The sequence below is a fragment of the Corynebacterium callunae genome, from assembly GCF_046592015.1.
GTDB classification, from domain to species: domain Bacteria; phylum Actinomycetota; class Actinomycetes; order Mycobacteriales; family Mycobacteriaceae; genus Corynebacterium; species Corynebacterium callunae_A.
The window spans coordinates 56,563-75,047 of record NZ_JAWVOB010000002.1; the positions used below are offsets into that span (position 1 = coordinate 56,563).

At 53.7% G+C, this 18,485-nt stretch carries 18 protein-coding genes; 15 read left to right on the forward strand and 3 right to left on the reverse strand.

What is annotated here, in order from left to right; genetic code table 11:
• The first annotated feature begins 22 nt into the window (after positions 1–22).
• From SFC07_RS03295 to ccsB, 14 genes are all read left to right on the forward strand, one after another.
• Positions 23–1,807: a uroporphyrinogen-III synthase gene (locus SFC07_RS03295; RefSeq protein WP_411206813.1), complete on the forward strand. Its 1,785-nt coding sequence runs from the start codon at positions 23–25 to the stop codon at positions 1,805–1,807.
• Between the two features lie 27 nt (positions 1,808–1,834).
• A complete protein-coding gene (locus tag SFC07_RS03300) occupies positions 1,835–2,260 on the forward strand; it encodes a DUF3806 domain-containing protein (protein ID WP_411206814.1) in 426 nt (141 codons plus the stop codon).
• Positions 2,261–2,341: 81 nt separating this feature from the next.
• Entirely contained in the window at positions 2,342–3,355 is a 1,014-nt protein-coding gene (hemB, locus tag SFC07_RS03305; RefSeq protein ID WP_411206815.1) for a porphobilinogen synthase, read from the forward strand.
• 40 nt (positions 3,356–3,395) lie between these two features.
• Complete coding sequence (locus SFC07_RS03310) at positions 3,396–3,983, forward strand: hypothetical protein (RefSeq protein WP_411206816.1); 588 nt, start codon at positions 3,396–3,398, stop codon at positions 3,981–3,983.
• A 27-nt stretch (positions 3,984–4,010) separates the two neighbouring features.
• The gene (locus tag SFC07_RS03315; protein WP_411206817.1) at positions 4,011–4,523 is read left to right on the forward strand and encodes a hypothetical protein; all 513 of its coding nucleotides are present in this window, start codon (positions 4,011–4,013) and stop codon (positions 4,521–4,523) included.
• Positions 4,524–4,594: 71 nt separating this feature from the next.
• A complete protein-coding gene (locus SFC07_RS03320) occupies positions 4,595–7,228 on the forward strand; it encodes a heavy metal translocating P-type ATPase (protein ID WP_411206818.1) in 2,634 nt (877 codons plus the stop codon).
• A 151-nt stretch (positions 7,229–7,379) separates the two neighbouring features.
• Positions 7,380–8,456, forward strand: coding sequence for a uroporphyrinogen decarboxylase (hemE, locus tag SFC07_RS03325; RefSeq protein WP_411206819.1), 1,077 nt, complete (start codon positions 7,380–7,382; stop codon positions 8,454–8,456).
• Between the two features lie 28 nt (positions 8,457–8,484).
• Positions 8,485–9,840, forward strand: a complete 1,356-nt coding sequence (locus SFC07_RS03330; RefSeq protein WP_411206820.1) for a protoporphyrinogen oxidase — start codon at positions 8,485–8,487, stop codon at positions 9,838–9,840.
• Between the two features lie 165 nt (positions 9,841–10,005).
• Entirely contained in the window at positions 10,006–11,337 is a 1,332-nt protein-coding gene (hemL, locus tag SFC07_RS03335; RefSeq protein ID WP_411206821.1) for a glutamate-1-semialdehyde 2,1-aminomutase, read from the forward strand.
• Between the two features lie 12 nt (positions 11,338–11,349).
• Positions 11,350–11,958, forward strand: a complete 609-nt coding sequence (locus tag SFC07_RS03340; protein WP_411206822.1) for a histidine phosphatase family protein — start codon at positions 11,350–11,352, stop codon at positions 11,956–11,958.
• A gap of 6 nt (positions 11,959–11,964) precedes the next feature.
• On the forward strand, positions 11,965–12,588 hold the full coding sequence (locus SFC07_RS03345; RefSeq protein WP_411206823.1) for a TlpA family protein disulfide reductase: 624 nt from the start codon (positions 11,965–11,967) through the stop codon (positions 12,586–12,588).
• Positions 12,589–13,395, forward strand: a complete 807-nt coding sequence (locus tag SFC07_RS03350) for a cytochrome c biogenesis CcdA family protein (RefSeq protein ID WP_411206824.1) — start codon at positions 12,589–12,591, stop codon at positions 13,393–13,395. It begins immediately after the preceding gene.
• 55 nt (positions 13,396–13,450) lie between these two features.
• A complete protein-coding gene (locus SFC07_RS03355; RefSeq protein ID WP_411206825.1) occupies positions 13,451–15,076 on the forward strand; it encodes a cytochrome c biogenesis protein ResB in 1,626 nt (541 codons plus the stop codon).
• Positions 15,077–15,210: 134 nt separating this feature from the next.
• Positions 15,211–16,221, forward strand: a complete 1,011-nt coding sequence (gene ccsB, locus SFC07_RS03360) for a c-type cytochrome biogenesis protein CcsB (protein ID WP_411207028.1) — start codon at positions 15,211–15,213, stop codon at positions 16,219–16,221.
• Between the two features lie 93 nt (positions 16,222–16,314).
• Here ccsB and SFC07_RS03365 read toward each other — a convergent pair whose 3' ends face one another.
• Positions 16,315–16,626 (reverse strand): ArsR/SmtB family transcription factor, encoded by a 312-nt coding sequence (locus SFC07_RS03365; RefSeq protein ID WP_411206826.1) that lies wholly within the window; start codon positions 16,624–16,626, stop codon positions 16,315–16,317.
• Between the two features lie 161 nt (positions 16,627–16,787).
• Positions 16,788–17,126 carry a hypothetical protein gene (locus SFC07_RS03370; RefSeq protein ID WP_411206827.1) on the reverse strand — a complete coding sequence of 113 codons (339 nt, stop codon included), beginning with the start codon at positions 17,124–17,126 and terminating at the stop codon, positions 16,788–16,790.
• Between the two features lie 100 nt (positions 17,127–17,226).
• Between SFC07_RS03370 and SFC07_RS03375 the strand changes: the two genes are divergently transcribed.
• On the forward strand, positions 17,227–17,547 hold the full coding sequence (locus SFC07_RS03375; RefSeq protein WP_411206828.1) for a DUF4229 domain-containing protein: 321 nt from the start codon (positions 17,227–17,229) through the stop codon (positions 17,545–17,547).
• A 15-nt stretch (positions 17,548–17,562) separates the two neighbouring features.
• On the opposite strand, the gene SFC07_RS03380 is transcribed toward SFC07_RS03375, so the two are convergent.
• Positions 17,563–18,459: a 1,4-dihydroxy-2-naphthoate polyprenyltransferase gene (locus SFC07_RS03380; protein ID WP_411206829.1), complete on the reverse strand. Its 897-nt coding sequence runs from the start codon at positions 18,457–18,459 to the stop codon at positions 17,563–17,565.
• Positions 18,460–18,485 lie beyond the last annotated feature (26 nt).

The following is an 18,485-nucleotide window of genomic DNA, read 5'->3' on the forward strand; positions in this document are numbered from 1 at the left end:
ACAAGAACTAGAAAAGATATTGATGACTATCGCCCAAAAGGCCGAAATGGCTGATACCAGCGGGATCGAAACCAGCCAGGTTTCCGAGACCTCCGGGGTTGAAACGCCCGTAACAGGAAAATTGCGTCCTGTTGCGATGCATGATGAACAAGCCGAAGAGCTGCTTCCAGGCAAGGTCATTTTTGTTGGAGCAGGACCCGGTAATCCAGATCTGCTGACGGTTCGTGCGCGCGAAGTACTTGGAAATACTGTTCGGGCAATTACTGATGAACAAGTACTTGAGGGAGTGCGTGCTTTTGTAGCAACGGAAATCCCAGTTCCTGAAGATAAAGTTCAGGAAGCAGAAGATGCATATGAAGCCATGTGCATTGCTGCCAAAGAAGCCGGTGCCCGTCGAAAACCAGCACGTCCTGCGCCTCCCACCGCTGCGGAAATCGTAGAGGTTGCGGAATCTAATCCAGCAGAAATCGTGAAACTGGTCCAAGAAGCACTTTCCCATGGCGGAGATGTCATTCGCCTAGTAACCGGCAACCCTTTAAGCAGTGATTCAGTTTTGGCTGAAATCTCTGCTGTTTCTGCAGCAGGATTTGAGTTCCAGGTAGTTCCCGGTATGTCTTTGCCGGCAACCGTTCCTGCTTTTGCGGGCATTGCGTTGGGCTCTACCTATACCGAAACTGATGTCAACGGTGTGGATATTGACTGGGATCAACTAGTTAATGCACCTCAGCCTTTGGTTTTGCAGGCTCGTGAGCAGGATTTGGGCCGCATTGCTGATGAGCTGAAAACCCGCAATATGCCAATGGATACTCCAGTGTCCGTGACTGCGCATGGCACCACTCGCCTGCAGCGCACCTATGACACCACCTTGGCAGGCCTGGCCAAACTTGATGGTGAACTCGCCGGACCTTTGGTTATTACCCTTGGAAAAGGTGTAGATGATCGAGCCAAGTATTCTTGGTGGGAAAACCGCGCACTTTATGGTTGGCGTGTGCTTGTTCCGCGCGCTAAAAACCAGGCAGCATCGATGAGCGAGCGCCTAAGCAGCCACGGCGCAATTCCAATGGAAGTACCCACCATTTCGGTGGAGCCTCCACGCAACCCGGCACAGATGGAACGTGCAGTTAAGGGAATTGTGGAAGGCCGCTACCAGTGGGTAGTGCTTACCAGCGTAAATGCCGTTAAGGCAGTGTGGGATAAGATCTCCGAGTTCGGACTAGACTCCCGCTCTTTTGCCGGTGTGCGCATTGCCGCCGTTGGTGAAAAGACCGCTGCGGAGATCCGTGCGCTGGGCATCACTCCTGAGCTTTTGCCACCGAGGAATCGTCAAAACGCAAAGGGCTTGGTCGACGTCTTCCCTGAATATGTGGAAGAACTTGACCCCGTCGGACGCGTGCTCTTGCCACGTGCGGATATTGCCACCGATGTCTTGGTTGATGGGCTCAGCGAACTTGGCTGGGAAGTAGAGGATGTGGTTGCGTATCGCACAGTGCGTGCTGCTCCTCCCAGCGCTGAAATTCGCGACATGATCAAAACCGGTGGTTTTGACGCCGTGGCTTTTACCTCTTCCTCGACGGTAAAGAACCTCGTTGGCATTGCTGGAAAGCCACATCAGCGCACCATCATTGCATGTATTGGACCAATGACGGCAGCAACTGCAGAAGAGTTGGGTCTGCGTGTTGATGTCATTCCAGAGGTTGCCGAGGTACCGGAACTAATTGATGCACTCGCAGAGCATGTGGCTCATTTGCGTGCTATCGATCAGCTTCCACCAGCGCGGAAGAAGCGCAGGCGCCGTAAAGCTTCCTAAAAGAAGTTTTTGAGTAGGGTGTTGTCCATGGACATCCAGCAACTCGACGCCGACACTAACGCATGGAAAGACAGCCTCTTGCGCACTGCGCAGGAGGCTGGATTTACGCTCGCTGCCCCACAGATTTACCAAGACTTTGAAACCACGGTGGAGCAGTATAAGGAATCGGCCGCGCAGCAACCGGATCTTGATGTCACTGATCTACAACAGATGTTTGGCGTGGTGGTGGGGGAGTTCCTGCGCCAAGAAATCGGCATGGACTGGGCTGTGATCACCGATGATTATGGCACCGATCTGGCAATTATCGCCGAAGCTAAAGATGGCTCACATGTATATTCCTGCCCCATTGTGGTGGTGGGTAAACGCTTCTCACCTGACTATGAAAAAGGCCAGCTAGAAAGCTTTTGCAATCAGTTTATTGCGGCCTCAAAGGCACGTTTGCAAGCGCGTTAAAAATGCGTGGAAGCTGCCGTGTTCACCCCAGTCTCTATGATGGGATAAGACCTAAAAAAGAATGAGAAAGAAGGATCCATCATGAGCGAATTTAATGATTACTCTCAGCACCTTATTCGTCGCCCACGCCGTTTGCGTAGCAACCCAGCAATGCGGGAATTGGTAGCGGAAACTTCTCTGCGTCCAGCAGACCTCATCTTGCCCATGTTTATTGCAGATGGCATCACTGAGCCCCGCGAAATTACCTCCATGCCTGGCGTTTTTAACCACACCAAGGACTCCCTGCTCAAGGCTGCCCATGAAGCACTTGATGCGGGTGTACGGTGTGTAGACCTCTTTGGCGTGCCAGTGGAATCAGATAAGGACGCCACCGGCTCCCAGGCTTGGGCAGAAGACGGCATACTCAACAAGGGACTTATTGCACTGCGTGAAGAATTCGGCGATGACCTCATGATCATGGCAGATACCTGCCTGGACGAGTTCACCGATCACGGACACTGCGGAGCTGTGAGCATTGATCGCCACGGCAACGCCATCGTGGACAATGACGCAACCTTGCCTCTTTACCAACAGATGGCCGTCGCACAGGCACAGGCTGGCGCCCACATTGTCAGCCCCTCCGGCATGATGGACGGCCAAATCGCAGCCATCCGCGGAGCACTTGACGCCGCTGGTTTTGAAGACGTGGCCATCATGGCTTATTCCGCAAAGTACGCCTCCTCCTTCTTTGGTCCTTTCCGCGAGGCAGTAGGATCCTCCCTTGAAGGCGATCGTCGCACCTACCAGCAAGATCCTGCCAACCTGCGCGAATCCCTGCTGGAAGTAGAGCTCGATATTGCTGAGGGCGCAGACTTTGTCATGGTTAAGCCCGCACTGCCATATCTGGATGTGCTCACCCGCGTTGCCGAGGCCTCCCCAGTGCCTGTTGCGGCTTATCAAGTCTCTGGCGAATACGCCATGATTCAAGCGGCTGGTCTCAACGGTTGGATCAACACCGAGGCTGTCATGATGGAATCTTTGATCTCCATTAAGCGCGCTGGTGCCAACCAAATCCTTACCTATTTTGCTACCGAGGCAGCTCGCAAACTGCGCTAAGCCCAGAGTTTAGAAACAACTCCACTAAACTAGGACACCTATGAGTATTCTTCCCAACCTCACACCCAAAAAGTCTTCCCCACCTAGCCCTGCGGGAGAAGCACAGCAGCCCACTGCACCCGGTGATGGAGGCAAAATGGGCGAAACTCTCCGACTCCTCTTCAAGGTCTGGGCAGTGATGATCGGACTGGAATTCATCCACCAGATTTTCAATCTGATCATGACCTTCATGGACCCCTCAGCCTTGAGAGAAGTTGCGGCCGAACAAGCCCAGGCCGAAGGCCTCTCGGAATCCATGGTTGACGCCACAGTTGTCGCTGCAGCTCTGGTGATGGGCTTGTTTAACCTCATCGTTATCGCAATCTTGTTGTGGATGGTGCAGGTCGTAAGGAAGCACACCAAGCGCACCCCTACGGCATTTATGCTGCTCACCATCTTCAGCTTCTTCTTTATTCTGCGTACCCTCACCCTCTTCTTCGCATCCCCCGGCGGGCTCGATATCCCCATCGCGCTTTATGCCGTCGATGGCTGCATCCAGATCCTCATCGGCGTCAGCGCTGGCCTGGCCTATGCACTCTCCCGCAGTGAAGAGTCCCTTAAATGGCTTAGCGATTCCCCAAAACCTTAAAAACCACGCTTTTCGACGGAGCCCTCCATGCCTAGCATGTTCCCATCACCCGCTACCGGTGGCGATGATATTAACCGCCGGCCCATCCTTAAACCTTCTGCCGAGGATGGCAGTCTGCCCCGAATGCTCAAGATCGTTTTTGGACTGCTCTTAGTTACCGCAGCTTTTATGGTCCTGACCGGTCTTATCCTCTATACCGCCGGCTATACGGGACCAGATGATGTGGCGGAAAGTGCAAAAGAAACTGTCATTAACAATCAGAAGTTCATTGGCGGAATTAACGGTTTTGCCGGAGTTGTCATTGCGGCTCTGACCTCGCAACTGCCTCGCGGTGGCAAAACTCCGCGCCGGGTATTGTTGGCACTCATCGTATTGGTCGTGCTGGTTGATCTGCTTTCTTTTGCCACCAGAGCAGGTGGATTTGCCCTCGCAGTCATTGCCTTGCTTTTGGCTCTAGCTGGGGTCTTGCTCTTTAGGCCGGCAATTAGTGATCACATTGAGCGAAACCACATGGCTCGAATGGTTAATCAAAGAAAATAGAGTTTGCTGCCTATACTGTGGTCTCATTAAGCTAATCGCTTTTACCCCTCTCTCACCCAAGAAAGTTGATTGTGAGCACCCCGGAGCACCAAGAGGTGGAAAATGCAGTAGATTCCGCCATTCATGACGCCAAAGACGCTGCCCTCAAGGCAGGTATTGGCATGCGTCAAAAACCCGAGGACGAAGACGAGGAAATTGATCTTGGCCCCAAGGTTTCCATGGGCTTTGAGCTGGAGGGCTTAGAGGGAGCGCCCTCTTTGGTGGCAATTGAAAAAGCCTTGGAAGAGATTCCTGGAGTTTCCGCCAATCTGATTTATCCTTCAGCTACCGCCTGGGTTACTGCTACTGATCGTTTAGCACCGGAAACCATCATCGAGGTCTTTGCATCCTTTGGCGTGAAGGCGCAGCTTTCTAATTCTTCACTGCTGCGCCGTCATCAGCGCCTAAGTGCAGAAGCTGGGCGCGAAGCGCGGGTGGAGCGATATCGTTCCCGTTTGGAATCTAATCGAATCAGTCCGCGCGTGCGTCGACACAACCGCGAAGAATTTATTGCTTCCCTCAAAGCCCGGGAAAGTGGCTGGATTAAGCGCAAGCATAAGAGTGAAGATGAAAAAGATCTCCACTTGAGCGAAGACGTGCTCTTTACTGCGCGTGCGCTCATTACACCTTTGCGTTTGTGGGTCTGTTTGCCACTGGCCTTGGTGGTGCTCATCCTTTCCTTTGATACCTCCCTGCAATTTGATTATTGGCAATGGGTGGTCGCGGTTTTGGCATTGCCAGTGGTGACGTGGGGCGCGTGGCCTTTCCACCGAGCAGCTGCCGGAGGCATGCGCAGAGGTATTTCTGCACTGGATGCCACCAGTTCCGTGGCGATTATTGCAGCCTATTTGTGGTCGATTGCCATGCTGTTATTCCAAACCCCAGGTGATCCCAGCTGGCGTTCCTACCCGGCGTGGTTCGCCTTCAACTATGGAACCCTGACTCAAAATGAAATCTATTTTGATGTAGCTTGCGGAATGACAGTATTGCTGCTGGCAGGGCGCTTGTTAACCCGTCGTACCAGTAACTCCAGCTTGTTGGCAGAACTTGATCGCATGCAGGTGGACCCCCAACAAATGGTCACTGTGGTGCGTAAACACCGCCTGAGCCGAGTCGCGGAAGAACTTCAAATCCCCATCCAAGAAGTTCGTGTTAGTGATGACATCATCGTTCCGGCGAATACGATTATTCCCGTCGATGGTGTGGTCATTGGTGGCGGTTCCAAAATCGCAGCGAGCATCATCATGGGCGAGGATTCCCGCGAGGTCAAGGTAAATGACAAGGTTACTGCTGGCAGCCTCAATCAGGAAGCAACCCTGAAAGTTCGTGTGCATCGCACCGGACACCGCACCAAAATTGCTGCCGTGCACCGCTGGGTCAAAGAGTCCACCATGCGCGAAAACCGCCACAACAGGGCGTCGATAAGATCTGCAGGAACCCTGGTTCCTGTTACCTTTACCCTCGCGGTGGTTGATTTTGCGCTGTGGGCGCTGATTTCTGGCAACATCTACGCCGCGTTTACCACCACGCTGGCCGTACTCGCCTGCGTGGCACCGGTGGCGCTGGCCCTGTCGGCCCCGCTGGCCACCAAAAATATTATTGAGGCCGCAGCCCGTGGCGGCATGCTCGTACGTAGCGGTGAGGTGTTCCGCGTGCTTGACGACGTCGACACCGCTATCTTTAACAGGCTTGGCACTCTCACCGACGGCCAGATGATGGTGGAAACGGTAACCGCTGATAAGGGGGAAGATCCCGAATTGGTATTGCGCGTTGCAGGTGCTCTCGCCATTGAATCTCCGCACGCGGTATCGCGCGCCTTGGTGAAAGCTGCCCGCGAAGCCCGCGATGCTGGTGCTGGTGGTGAAAATATTCCGCACTGGATTGAAGTGGGCAATGTGGAAATCACCGAAGAAGGCAGCTTCTTGGGAAATATTGAAATCCCCATGGCCAATTCCTCTGGTGAACTCAAAATGCGTTCAGTGGAAGCAATGCTGTGGCGTCCGCGCTCAATGACCGAAGTGCGTGCAACGTTGAGCCCCCGCCTAACTGCAGCCGCGATCTCTGGTGGCGCGCCACTTATTGTGCGCTGGAAGGGTAAGGATCGTGGCGTTATTACCCTCAACGATCATGTCCGCCCCGATGCTGGCGATGCGATTATCGATATTGAGGAACAAGGCATTGAAACCATGATGCTGTCTCGAGATACTTACCCGGTAGCACGCCGTTACGCCGATAGTTTGGGTATTTCCCATGTGCTTGCAGGAATCGCGCCGGGTAAAAAGCCACAGGCCGTGCGAGCTGTGCACACTCGTGGATCAACAGTGGCCATGATTGGTGATGGTTCCGTGATGGACTGTTTGCGTGTGGCCGATGTGGGCATCCTCATGGGGGTAGATAATCCGCGTGAGCTGCGTGATGATTGCGATGATCCCGCAGCTGATGTGGTGTTGCTGCGGGAGGAAGTCTCCTCCGTGCCGCATCTTTTCACCTTGGCTCGTCGATATGCAAAATTGGTAAATGGAAACCTATCCCTGGCCTGGGGCTATAACGCAGTGGCCATGCTGTTGGCCGTGTCTGGAATGCTGCACCCCATGGCAGCCACGCTGATTATGCTCACCTCGTCACTGCTGATTGAATGGCGCTCTGGGCGCGCCCGCCGCTACTAATTCCGGTTCGACCTCGCTGGCCTAAAAGCCCGGGGTAGCCGGGCGCCATGCACAAATAGGGTGTAGAAATCCACCCTTTTATGGATGAACATATCGTTGATTAGGGGTGGCTTCTTTCCCAAATTTCTTTAAATGGGGCAAGATTGAGCCCATGTATTCTCACTCCATTCCGGCTGCCCGCCGAGTTTTGCACAATGCACCTTTATTAGATGCCATCAATGGCAAAACCCCCACCCGCACCCCAGTGTGGTTTATGCGCCAGGCAGGCCGCTCACTGCCGGAATATAAGGAAGTCCGCGCGGGAATCGGCATGCTAGATTCCTGCTTTATGCCAGAAATCCTGGCTGAAATCACCATGCAGCCAGTGCGTCGCCATGATGTTGACGCCGCAATTTTGTTCTCTGACATTGTGGTTCCACTGCGTGCAGCTGGTGTGGGTGTGGAAATTGTGGCAGGCCGCGGACCTGTTCTGGACGCACCCATTCGCACCCGCGAAGATGTCTCCAACCTGCCCATCCTGGACGTTGACGTACCAGTGGTAGCAGCCGGTATTGGCATCATTTTGGAAGAACTTAACCCACAGCAAGCCCTCATCGGTTTTGCCGGCGCTCCTTTCACCCTGGCCAGCTACCTGGTTGAAGGTGGACCTTCCAAAAACCATGAAAAAACCAAGGCCATGATGCACGGGGATCCAGAAACCTGGCATGCCCTCATGCAGCGCCTGGTACCTACCATCGTGAACTTTTTGAAGGTGCAAATCGACGCTGGCATCGATGCCATGCAGCTTTTTGACTCCTGGGCAGGCTTTCTCACCGAGCGTGACTACACCGAATTTGTGCTGCCATATTCCACCCAGATCTTGAGCGAAATTGAGCAGTACGCCATCCCACGCATTCACTTTGGGGTGGGCACCGGCGAAATCCTCGGCGCCATGAGCCGAGCTGGTTCCGAGGTTATGGGTGTGGACTGGCGCGTGCCTTTGGATAAGGCTGCGCAGCGTATTGCAGCTGTCTCTGGTCCGAAGGTTTTGCAGGGTAACCTGGATCCAGCATTGCTTTTTGCAGGTACCCAACCATTAACCCGGGAAATTGCCCGCATTAAAGAAGAGGCAGCAGCAGCAATTGCTGCCGGAAATGCCACCGGCCATATCTTCAATCTGGGACATGGCGTACTGCCAAATACTGTCGCCGAAGATATTACGGAAGCCATTTCCATCATCCACGCCTAAAGTACGTTCGCTGATCTAAGGAAGTTTCATGCGTTTTGCCATAATCGGAGCAGGTCTTGCAGGCCTCACCGCAGCCTATGAAATTCACAAGGCTGACCCGGAAGCCCATATTGATGTCCTCGAGGCAGGGGAGCGGATTGGTGGCAAATTGTTCACAGTTCCTTTTGCCTCTGGCCCGACCGATATTGGTGCAGAAGCTTTCTTAGCAGCGCGCTCTGACGCCGTTGACTTCTTCCAAGAACTTGGGCTGGGCGATTCCCTGGTCACTCCTTCTGGGGCAAAATCTCAGTTCTACGCTGGTGGAAAATTACAAGAATTCCCCGCCGGTGGCGTCATGGGCATCCCCGCATCAGCGCCAGCAGGTGGAGCGGACGCCCCCTTTGAGTGGACCCCAGGTGCAGATATTTCCGTGGGTGCACTGGTTCGCCAGCAATACGGCGATGGAATCGTCGATAGCGTGGTGTCCTCGTTGTTGGGCGGAGTTTATTCCTCCACTGCCGATGATCTGGGTGTGCGCGCAACGGTGCCCGCACTGGCAGCAGCCCTTGACCAACTGGCAGAGGCGGGCCAGCCGGTTACCTTAAGCGCTGCGGTTAAGGCTGTGGAAGCTCAGCGTGCCGAGGCTAAAAAGACCTCTGAAACCCGCCCGGTTTTCCAGACTTTTAAAGATGGCTACGCCGAGCTTTATGAGGCCTTGGCCGATAAATGCGGTGCAGATATTCACCTGGATTCCTTTGTTTCCGCCATCACTCAAGCTGGTGCGGGCTTTTCCATCAAGGGCGGCGGTGAAGGTATCTATGACCGCGTAATTTTGGCAGTACCAGCACCAACGGCTGCCGTGTTGCTCCGCGATCTGGTTCCAACGGCAGGACCACATTTGAAGGCAATCAAGCTGGCTTCTTCTGCGGTGGTGGGTATGCACTTTGATTCCGCTGAAGGCTTGCCAGATAACTCCGGCGTGCTGATTGCCGTGGGTGAACCTGGCATCACTGCAAAGGCCTTTACCTTCTCCTCCAAGAAGTGGCCTCACCTAGCAGAGCATGGTGGCGCCTTGGTACGTGCATCCTTTGGTCGCCTCGGCGATGAAAAAACTTCCCGCATGGATGAGGATGCGCTGGTTGATGCTGCCCTTGATGATCTCCAGACCATCACCGGCTTTGACGGCCGGGCTGCAGGCCTGAGCGAAATTTATGTTCAGCGTTGGTTCGGCGGACTTCCTGCCTATGGCGTTGACCACATTCAAACTGTGGCTGCTGCACGCGCAGAAATCGCAAATGTGCCTGGACTTGAGGCCATTGGTGCGTGGGCTGGGGGAGTGGGAGTGCCTGCTGTCATTGCCGATGCTCGCGCAGCGGTGCAGCGAATTTTGCAGCTACCAGCATAGGAAAGCCACTTCCGGTAGCAGCCCCAAACCAAAAGCCAAGCCTTAAAAACCTTTACTTCCCCCACATAAATTTCCCCCTTTTAGGGCAGTTATTTAGGTGGGGGAAATAGTTTTAGGGCAAGCCTGTCAAACCGCTGGATTGGATTCACAGCTTCAATCAATACAATGACTGATATGACTTCATCCTTTAAGGGTACTTCCGCCAATACTGCCCGCTCAGCGCACTGGTTTGAACAAGCACAAAAGTTGACCCCGGGAGGTGTGAATTCCCCGGTAAGGGCCTTTGGTTCCGTTGGAGGTCAGGCTCGCTTTATTGAAAAGGCACATGGCTCCACCCTTATTGACGTCGATGGCAATGAATATGTGGACCTCGTTTGCTCCTGGGGACCTATGCTTATGGGCCACGCCCACCCCGCAGTAGTAGAGGCAGTACAAAAGGCTGTTGTCGATGGCCTGTCCTTCGGCGCTCCCACCATCGGTGAAGTTGAGCTTGCCCAAGACATCGTCAAGCGCACCTCCGTAGAAGAGGTTCGCTTGGTTAACTCCGGCACCGAGGCCACCATGTCAGCTGTACGCCTGGCTCGCGGCTACACCCGCCGTTCCAAGATCTTGAAGTTCGAGGGCTGCTACCACGGCCACGTGGATGCACTTTTGGCATCTGCTGGCTCTGGCGTAGCTACCTTTGCGCTTCCAGATTCCCCAGGCATTACCGGCGCTCAGACCTCTGATACCATCGTGGTTCCTTATAACGATATTGAAGCAGTCCGCAATGCATTTGCGCAGTACCCAGGCCAAATTGCCTGCATTATTGCAGAGGCAGCAGGCGGTAATATGGGCACCGTTGCGCCGCAAAATAACTTCAATGACAAGCTGCTGGCCATTGCCCACGCCGATGGCGCACTGCTTATCTTGGACGAGGTCATGACCGGTTTCCGCACCTCCTACCGCGGTTGGTTTGGCATTGACAAGGTCACCGCTGACCTCGTCACCTTCGGCAAGGTTGTCTCCGGTGGTCTACCCGCCGCCGCCTTTGGCGGCAAGGCTGAAATCATGAACATGCTTGCCCCACAGGGGCCGGTCTACCAGGCAGGAACCCTCTCCGGTAACCCCGTTGCGGTTGCAGCTGGTCGGGCTTCTTTGAAGCTTGCCGACGAGTCCCTCTACGCCACGGTCAACGCTAACGCAGATCGCCTCGATAGCTTGATTTCTCAAGCCCTGACCCGTGAAGGTGTTGCCCACCACATTCAGCGCGCCTCCAATATGCTCTCCATTCGTTTTGCCGAGGGCGAAGGTCATAACTTCAACGATATGAAGGCTGCGGATACATTCCGCTTTGCACCTTTCTTCCACACACTTTTGGATCACGGCGTATACGCTCCACCAAGCGTTTTCGAAACCTGGTTTGTTTCTTCGGCCCTAACGGACGATGATTTCCAGAAGATTGAAAACGCACTTGTGCCCGCTGCCCGCGCAGCTGCTGCAGCCACCCCAAACTGACCCGAAGGCATCATGAGCTCAACGATTGTCCACCTCGTCCGACACGGCGAGGTACACAACCCGGAAAAGATTCTCTACGGCCGCATGCCCGGCTACCGTCTCTCTGCCCGGGGACGCAGCCAAGCAGCTGCCACCGCCGCCTCCTTCAAAGGACACGACGTCACCTACCTCGCTGCATCTCCCTTGCAGCGTGTGCAGGAAACCTCGCAACCTTTTGCTGCCATCACTGGCCTGGAAGTCCAAACTGATGATGATCTCCTGGAAGCAGGAAATCGCTTTGAAGGTCTGCGCACCAAGGGACTGCGTTCCCAATTGTGGAATCCCGTGCGCTGGCCTTTGATGCGCAACCCCGCTTTGCCCAGCTGGGGCGAGCATTATGAGGATATTCTCGAGCGCATGATGGCAGCCGTCGAGCGCGCTCGAGTGGCAGCCGAAGGCCATGAGGCTATTTTGGTCAGCCACCAACTGCCCATTGTGTGCGTCCAGCGATTTGCGCGCGGCAAGCAACTTAGGCACAACCCTGCAGCCCGTCAATGCGATCTTGCCTCGGTGACCTCTTTGGTCTACCAGGGAGGTCAAATTGTTGAAGTCCATTACAACGAACCAGCACAGGAGATCTGATCAATCGTGCGTATAGCTAAGTGTGCAGCGACACTGGCCATGGTAGCCCTCGGTTCGGTGACGCTGGTGGCCTGCAGTGATGACAGCACTGCAGGTACTGATGCCGTCGCAGTCGGTGGAACCTTCCAATTCCACTCACCAGGTGGCCAAACCGAAATTTTTTATGATGAAGCCGAGCGTGACAACCTGGCTGATATCAGTGGCGAATCCTTGATGGATGAAACCAAGAACATCAACCTCGCAGATTTTGAAGGCCAGGTTGTAGTGCTTAATGCATGGGGCCAGTGGTGTGCACCATGCCGTTCAGAGTCTGATGATCTCCAGACGATCCATGAAGAGCTCCAAGCAGCCGGAAATGGTGACACCCCCGGTGGTACCGTACTGGGAATTAATGTGCGCGACTATTCCCGCGATATTGCCCAAGACTTTGTTACCGATAATGGCATTACCTACCCCAGCATTTATGACCCACCGTTTATGACGGCAGCTCAGCTTGGTGGTGTGCCAGCCTCTGTTATCCCCACCACTATTGTGCTGGATAAGCAGCATCGACCTGCAGCAGTCTTTTTGCGTGAGGTAACCTCTCAGGATGTCCTCGACGTAGCCTTGCCACTACTGGATGAGGCTTAGATGTCTGAACTAATTGTGGCCCAAGGTATTGGCCAACAATTTGCTGATGTCGCCACCTCTGGGCCACTCGTCCTAGGAATTTTGGCCGCCGCCCTCGCTGGCCTGGTCTCTTTTGCCAGCCCCTGCGTAGTGCCACTGGTCCCCGGATATATTTCCTATTTGGCCGGTGTGGTTGGTGGGGAAGTGGAGTACACCTCTGATGGCACCAAGGTGAAAAAGAAGCGGCTCGCCGTCGGCGGTGCTGCACTTCTGTTCATCCTGGGCTTCACGGTGGTCTTTGTACTGGCCACGGCCACTGTTTTTGGTGCCATTAGTGCACTGACTTTGAACGCAGAAACCCTTATGCGCGTTGGTGGCGTAATCACCATCATCATGGGCATTGTGTTTATGGGCTTTATCCCCAGCCTGCAGCGCGATACCCGCATGGCTCCAAAACGCTGGACCACATGGTTGGGCGCACCACTTTTGGGTGGTGTCTTTGCACTGGGCTGGACTCCTTGTTTAGGACCAACACTGGCGGCAATTATTTCGGTATCTGCGGGCACTGAAGGAATGACTGCGGTACGTGGTGTCATTCTTATCGTGGGTTATTGCCTCGGTTTGGGCTTGCCATTTTTGTTGATTGCGCTGGGTTCCACCAAGGCACTCACCGGCGTGAGCTGGCTGCGTAAGCACTCCCGCACTATTCAAATTATTGGTGGTGTTCTACTGATTTTGGTCGGCGTGGCATTGTTGTCCGGTTCTTGGGCAATTTTTATTAACTGGGTTCGTCAGTGGACCGTCGAATATGGCGCCACTCTGATCTAAGAACGACCCGCAGTTTTCACTATTTTTTCAACCTAGGAAGCGAAGCAGCACAACAATGCTAAAAACAGTCAAGGTTTACGCAAAAAAGGCGTGGCACTGGCTCACCAGTATGCGCACCGCACTGGCGTTGCTGTTTCTTTTGGCGATCGCAGCAATTCCGGGAGCTTTGCTGCCGCAGCGTTCGCTAAATGAATCAAATGTCACCGAGTACCTGGCCAATAATGGCAAGCTCGCCGAAATCTACGATAAGCTGCAGCTTTTTGATGTCTTCTCCTCATCGTGGTTTACCGCTATTTATGTGCTGCTTCTGATCTCTTTGGTGGGCTGTATTCTGCCCCGTAGCTGGGATCATTACAAGGCAATGCGCGCTCCCGTGGTGCGGGCGCCGCGCAACCTGGCTCGCCTTAACCACCACGGCGAGGGGGTCGTCGACAAGCCAGCGGACGAGGTTAAAGCAGATGCATTGAAGCTGCTCAAGGGCTGGAAAATTACAGAATATTCGCCCGCTGAGGACCGCGCTGGTGCGACCTCAGTTGCAGCGGAGAAGGGTTATATCCGCGAGTTTTTCAACCTGGTTTTCCACCTCGGCATTGTTGGTGTGATTCTTTCGGCTGGTCTAGGTCGGCTGTTTTACTATGAGGGCCAGATCATTGTGGTTACCGATGGTCAGCAAAACTCCACCTTCTGTAATACGGCAACCGCCAACTATGACTCTTTCCGTGCAGGCGCCAACTTTGATGGCACGGGCTTGAACACTTTTTGTTTTGAGGCTCATGATTTCTCAGCTGATTATTTGGCCAATGGCCAGGCTGAGATGTTCCGCTCAAATATTTCCTATGCCGTGGGCGATGACATTCAAAATGACCCAGAGACCTGGGAAGATTATGAACTTCGTGTGAACCATCCACTGCGTGTGGCTGGCGACCGCGTCTACCTGCAGGGCCACGGATTTGCCCCAACCTTCACGGTGACCTGGCCTAATGGTGAGACCCGTACCCAGACTGTGCAGTGGCGCCCAGATGATCCCACCTTTTTCCTTTCCTCTGGTGTGATGCGTTTTGATCCTCCTGCTGGAATGTACCCTGACCTCTACGAACGCCGCCAAAACCAGTTGGCAATTCAGGGTCTTTTTGCGCCTACCGCGCAGTGGGAAGGCGACAATAATGAGTTGCTCACCTCCTCCTATCCAGCTATGACCGACCCGGCAGTTGCGATTGATATTTATCGCGGTGACAACGGCCTGGATACCGGTATCGGACAGTCCCTATTCAGCCTGGATTCTTCCCTGATGCACAGCGGTGTGCTGCAAAAGATCGAGCGCGTGAACCTACAGGTTGGCGATACCGTCACCCTGGATGATGGCACCACCATTTCCTTTGATGGCGCCTCGGAGTTTGCCAACTACCAGATCAGCCACGATCCATCCCAGAACTGGGTGCTGGTTACGGTAGTCATCGCGCTGGTGTCTTTGGTTGGTTCCCTGGTTGTGCGCCGTCGCCGCATCTGGGTGCGCCTGTACCCACAGGATGATGGCACCACCCGCGTAGAAACCGGTGGCATTGCGCGTACCGACCGTGCTGGTTGGGGTGGCGAATATGAGAAATTCCACCGCCAATTGCTGGGGCTGGAAGAAGAAGACGAAGATGAAGATTACTTTGTCGACGACGACCGGGATTCTTAAAACTCTTTAGACCTTTAGCGTCCCTATGAAGTAGCACACCAGACTCGCTGTACATTAGTTTCTTTAATTCACAGCGGGTAGGGTGACACACAATCCAAATAATTCTCAAAAGAACAAGGGTGGATGAATCCATGATGCCCGTCAATCAAACCTATGCGGAGTTTTCCGATACCGCGTTTGCTTCGGCTTTTATCATCTATGCACTGGCACTAATCCTGTCGCTTGTCTACTACGTCAAACAGCAGGGCATTATCGACGCCCGTCGCGACGCCGCGCGTCAGCGCGAGCTGGTGAACGCTGGAGGTGTCAGCGATTCCACTGACGATGCGGACTCCGATACCGCGACCACGCTTATCGACGAAGAGACCCTCGCTGCGCGGGAAGAGTCTGCTCGTAAATTGGCGAATATGACTCAGTCCCTCATGTGGCTGGGCGTTTTGGTCCACCTCTCCTCCGTGGTGATGCGTGCGCTTTCCGCAAACCGTTTCCCCTTTGGCAATCTCTATGAGTACATCCTCATGGTCACCCTCTTCGCCATGACTGCCGCCACTATCGTGTTGCAGCGTCCACAGTTCCGTATCATGTGGCCTTGGGTTATTACCCCAATGCTGGCCCTGCTTTTCTACGGTGGCACTGAGCTTTATGCAGACTCCGCACCAGTTGTTCCGGCACTACGGTCCTTCTGGTTCCCCATCCACGTTTCTTCCGTGTCGATCGGTGCATCCATCGGTATTGTCTCCGGTATCGCTTCTTTGCTGTACCTGCTGCGCATGTGGCAGCCAAAGGGCAAGGAAAAGGGCTTTTTTGGAGCCGTAGCCAAGCCCCTGCCATCGGCTAAGACCCTGGACAACCTGGCTTATAAGTCTGCTATTTGGACCGTGCCAATCTTCGGCCTCGGCGTTATCCTCGGTGCAATTTGGGCAGAATCTGCATGGGGACGTTTCTGGGGCTGGGACCCTAAAGAAACCGTTTCCTTCATCACCTGGATTCTTTATGCTGGCTATTTGCATGCTCGTGCCACCGCTGGCTGGCGTGACACCAAGGCAGCGTGGATTAACATCCTGGCCCTGGGCACCATGATCTTCAATCTCTTCTTTATCAACATGGTCGTCTCCGGCCTGCACTCCTACGCAGGACTGAACTAACCGTCAGTTTGGCGCTTGCGTCTGCTAGAAATTTAGGACTCCATTTACTCGTTTTGCGAGTAGATGGAGTCCTTTTCTAATGTCAGGAGTTTCTTAGGCTCTCTCAAAGATTTGTGACACTAAGCAAGCATTCTCGGCATGGATACTAAAATATGCCCATTTTCCACATTGTTGGCGGGTGACCAGCTTAGCTGCCATGAGCTTTTTCATATGGTGAGTCACGGTAGGCGCAGAAATTTCCAAAGCATTGGCCAAATGATTAGCGCTGACCTTGGAGTGGGGGGAGTTGGCAATAATATAAAGGATTTCTAGGCGAGTGCTATCCCCCAGGGCTTTATAAAACTTGGCCGCTGTTGCTGCAATATCTAAGACTTCTTCTGGAATAGCTTCCAATTCAACTTCCAACGGGGGAAGGGTAGAAGTGGTTGCAGAAAAAGAAGAAGCAGATGTCATTCTTTTAATATATAGGTTTGGCAAGCCTAAGTGAACCCGAATGGGGAGTTTGATACAAAAATCCCATCTCTTCCTAAAAATTAGAAGAGATGGGACAAAAGGGGGAGAGATTTTTAGGACGCTGGATCTTCAGGTTTATCCTGTGGCTTCTTATCCTCTGGCTTTTCTGATTCAGACTCAGCAGGCTTCTCCGGAGTGGCATAACGTTCACGGGCGCGCTTAAGGCGTTCTTCCTCTTCCTTAAGTGCTTGCTCCTCGGCACGACGCTGCTTAAAGCGCTTCTTTTCGATAGTCCACAAGAAGTCTTCATCATCGTCGGGACCTTTTACCTGACGAGGTGCCTGAGTGGCAGCATTTTTTCCGGCACGGCTCTTCCAAGTGGAAGGTTTAAAAGCCATCCACAAGAGCACGATAACTGCGATAACCAAAATAAGTAGCAAGAGTCTACCCATTGTCTTCCTCCTCTTTTTATCCTCTGTCAATACCTTACGGAAAGTGCGCGCATTGTCGCGCATTGTTTAATAAAGATGGCGATTGAGTAGGGTTGAAAGGGTGAGTGAGTCGAATTCCCAGCACCCCCCGGAGCTAAACCCTCAGGTACGGGCTGCCGCACGTAAAAACGTCCTAATCTATGGCCTAGCTCGACTGGGACTATTTGTGGTCCTAACCGTTGTTATTCACGGCCTCGCCTTGCTAATCAGCGCTCCAGTTCCACTGGTGATGTCTGCGCTGCTGGCGCTGATCGTGGCATTCCCGCTATCTATGCTGGTCTTTAACAAGCTGCGCGTCAACGCCACCCAGGCAGTGGCGCAGTGGGATGCTCAGCGTAAGGCTCATAAGCAGTGGGTCCGCGATGAATTGGCGGACCGCTAAGCAGGCCACTAAGCCTTAGGAAAAAGCAAGCGCTAGGCCAGTTAATACAGCCCAAATAGCCATGGCACGGCCAGTTGCACCAATCACTGGAATTAGGGCCTTGCCAGTTGCCTTATTCAAGATCGGCTTCCCTGCGCGTAGTGCTAATGGCAGCGCGCCCCATGCGATAAGCACTGGCCATGCAACGACGGCCAAAAGTAGCGACATAATAAAAGGCATTGCTACTAGCAGTACAAAAAGTTTGCGCGCTCCCGAATCGCCCAGACGCACTGCCAGGGTGATTTTTCCACCTTCAGCATCGGTAGGAATATCGCGGATGTTGTTGGCCAGATTTACACCGGCGGACATGGAGCCCACACCAACTGCTGCTGCCAGCCCAATCCAGCTAATAGCTCCAGTTTGGGTGAATTCAGTACCCATGACGGCGACCAAACCAAAGAAGATAAAAACTGCGATTTCACCTAAACCGCGGTAGCCATAGGGGTTTTTGCCACCGGTATAAAACCATGCTCCCAAAACACAGAGCACGCCAATCAAAATGAGCCACCAGGCGCTAGTGAGGCTCAGCGCTGTACCAGCTACGCCTGCCACGCCAAAAGCGATAAAGGCAGCGCGTTTAACCTGCTGGGGTTTGGCTAGTCCAGAACCGGTGAGGCGCAAAGGGCCGGTGCGATCCTCATCAGTGCCACGGATGCCATCGGAATAATCATTGGCATAGTTCACACCAATAATGAGCGCCCATGCAACCACTAGTGCGAGCAGCGCTTTCCACCACACAAAACCATCGTGGAAGGCCGCTGCACCCGAACCTGCGATAACCGGTGCAAAAGCATTGGCCCAGGTATGTGGGCGTGCACCTTGGAACCAATCAGAGGCGGTTGCTGAGGATTTTTGGGGAACTGTGTGTGACATAACTTCTATCTTCCCTCAAAGTTGCT

Coding starts and splice junctions, on each gene's coding strand:
- SFC07_RS03310 (WP_411206816.1), top strand. CDS start 3,396: ATGAGTATTCTTCCCAACCTCACACCCAAAAAGTCTTCCCCACCTAGC.
- SFC07_RS03340 (WP_411206822.1), top strand. CDS start 11,350: ATGAGCTCAACGATTGTCCACCTCGTCCGACACGGCGAGGTACACAAC.
- SFC07_RS03370 (WP_411206827.1), bottom strand. CDS start 17,126: ATGGGTAGACTCTTGCTACTTATTTTGGTTATCGCAGTTATCGTGCTC.
- SFC07_RS03295 (WP_411206813.1), top strand. CDS start 23: ATGACTATCGCCCAAAAGGCCGAAATGGCTGATACCAGCGGGATCGAA.
- hemB (WP_411206815.1), top strand. CDS start 2,342: ATGAGCGAATTTAATGATTACTCTCAGCACCTTATTCGTCGCCCACGC.
- SFC07_RS03300 (WP_411206814.1), top strand. CDS start 1,835: ATGGACATCCAGCAACTCGACGCCGACACTAACGCATGGAAAGACAGC.
- SFC07_RS03380 (WP_411206829.1), bottom strand. CDS start 18,459: ATGTCACACACAGTTCCCCAAAAATCCTCAGCAACCGCCTCTGATTGG.
- SFC07_RS03330 (WP_411206820.1), top strand. CDS start 8,485: ATGCGTTTTGCCATAATCGGAGCAGGTCTTGCAGGCCTCACCGCAGCC.
- hemE (WP_411206819.1), top strand. CDS start 7,380: ATGTATTCTCACTCCATTCCGGCTGCCCGCCGAGTTTTGCACAATGCA.
- SFC07_RS03315 (WP_411206817.1), top strand. CDS start 4,011: ATGCCTAGCATGTTCCCATCACCCGCTACCGGTGGCGATGATATTAAC.
- ccsB (WP_411207028.1), top strand. CDS start 15,211: ATGCCCGTCAATCAAACCTATGCGGAGTTTTCCGATACCGCGTTTGCT.
- SFC07_RS03355 (WP_411206825.1), top strand. CDS start 13,451: ATGCTAAAAACAGTCAAGGTTTACGCAAAAAAGGCGTGGCACTGGCTC.
- SFC07_RS03350 (WP_411206824.1), top strand. CDS start 12,589: ATGTCTGAACTAATTGTGGCCCAAGGTATTGGCCAACAATTTGCTGAT.
- hemL (WP_411206821.1), top strand. CDS start 10,006: ATGACTGATATGACTTCATCCTTTAAGGGTACTTCCGCCAATACTGCC.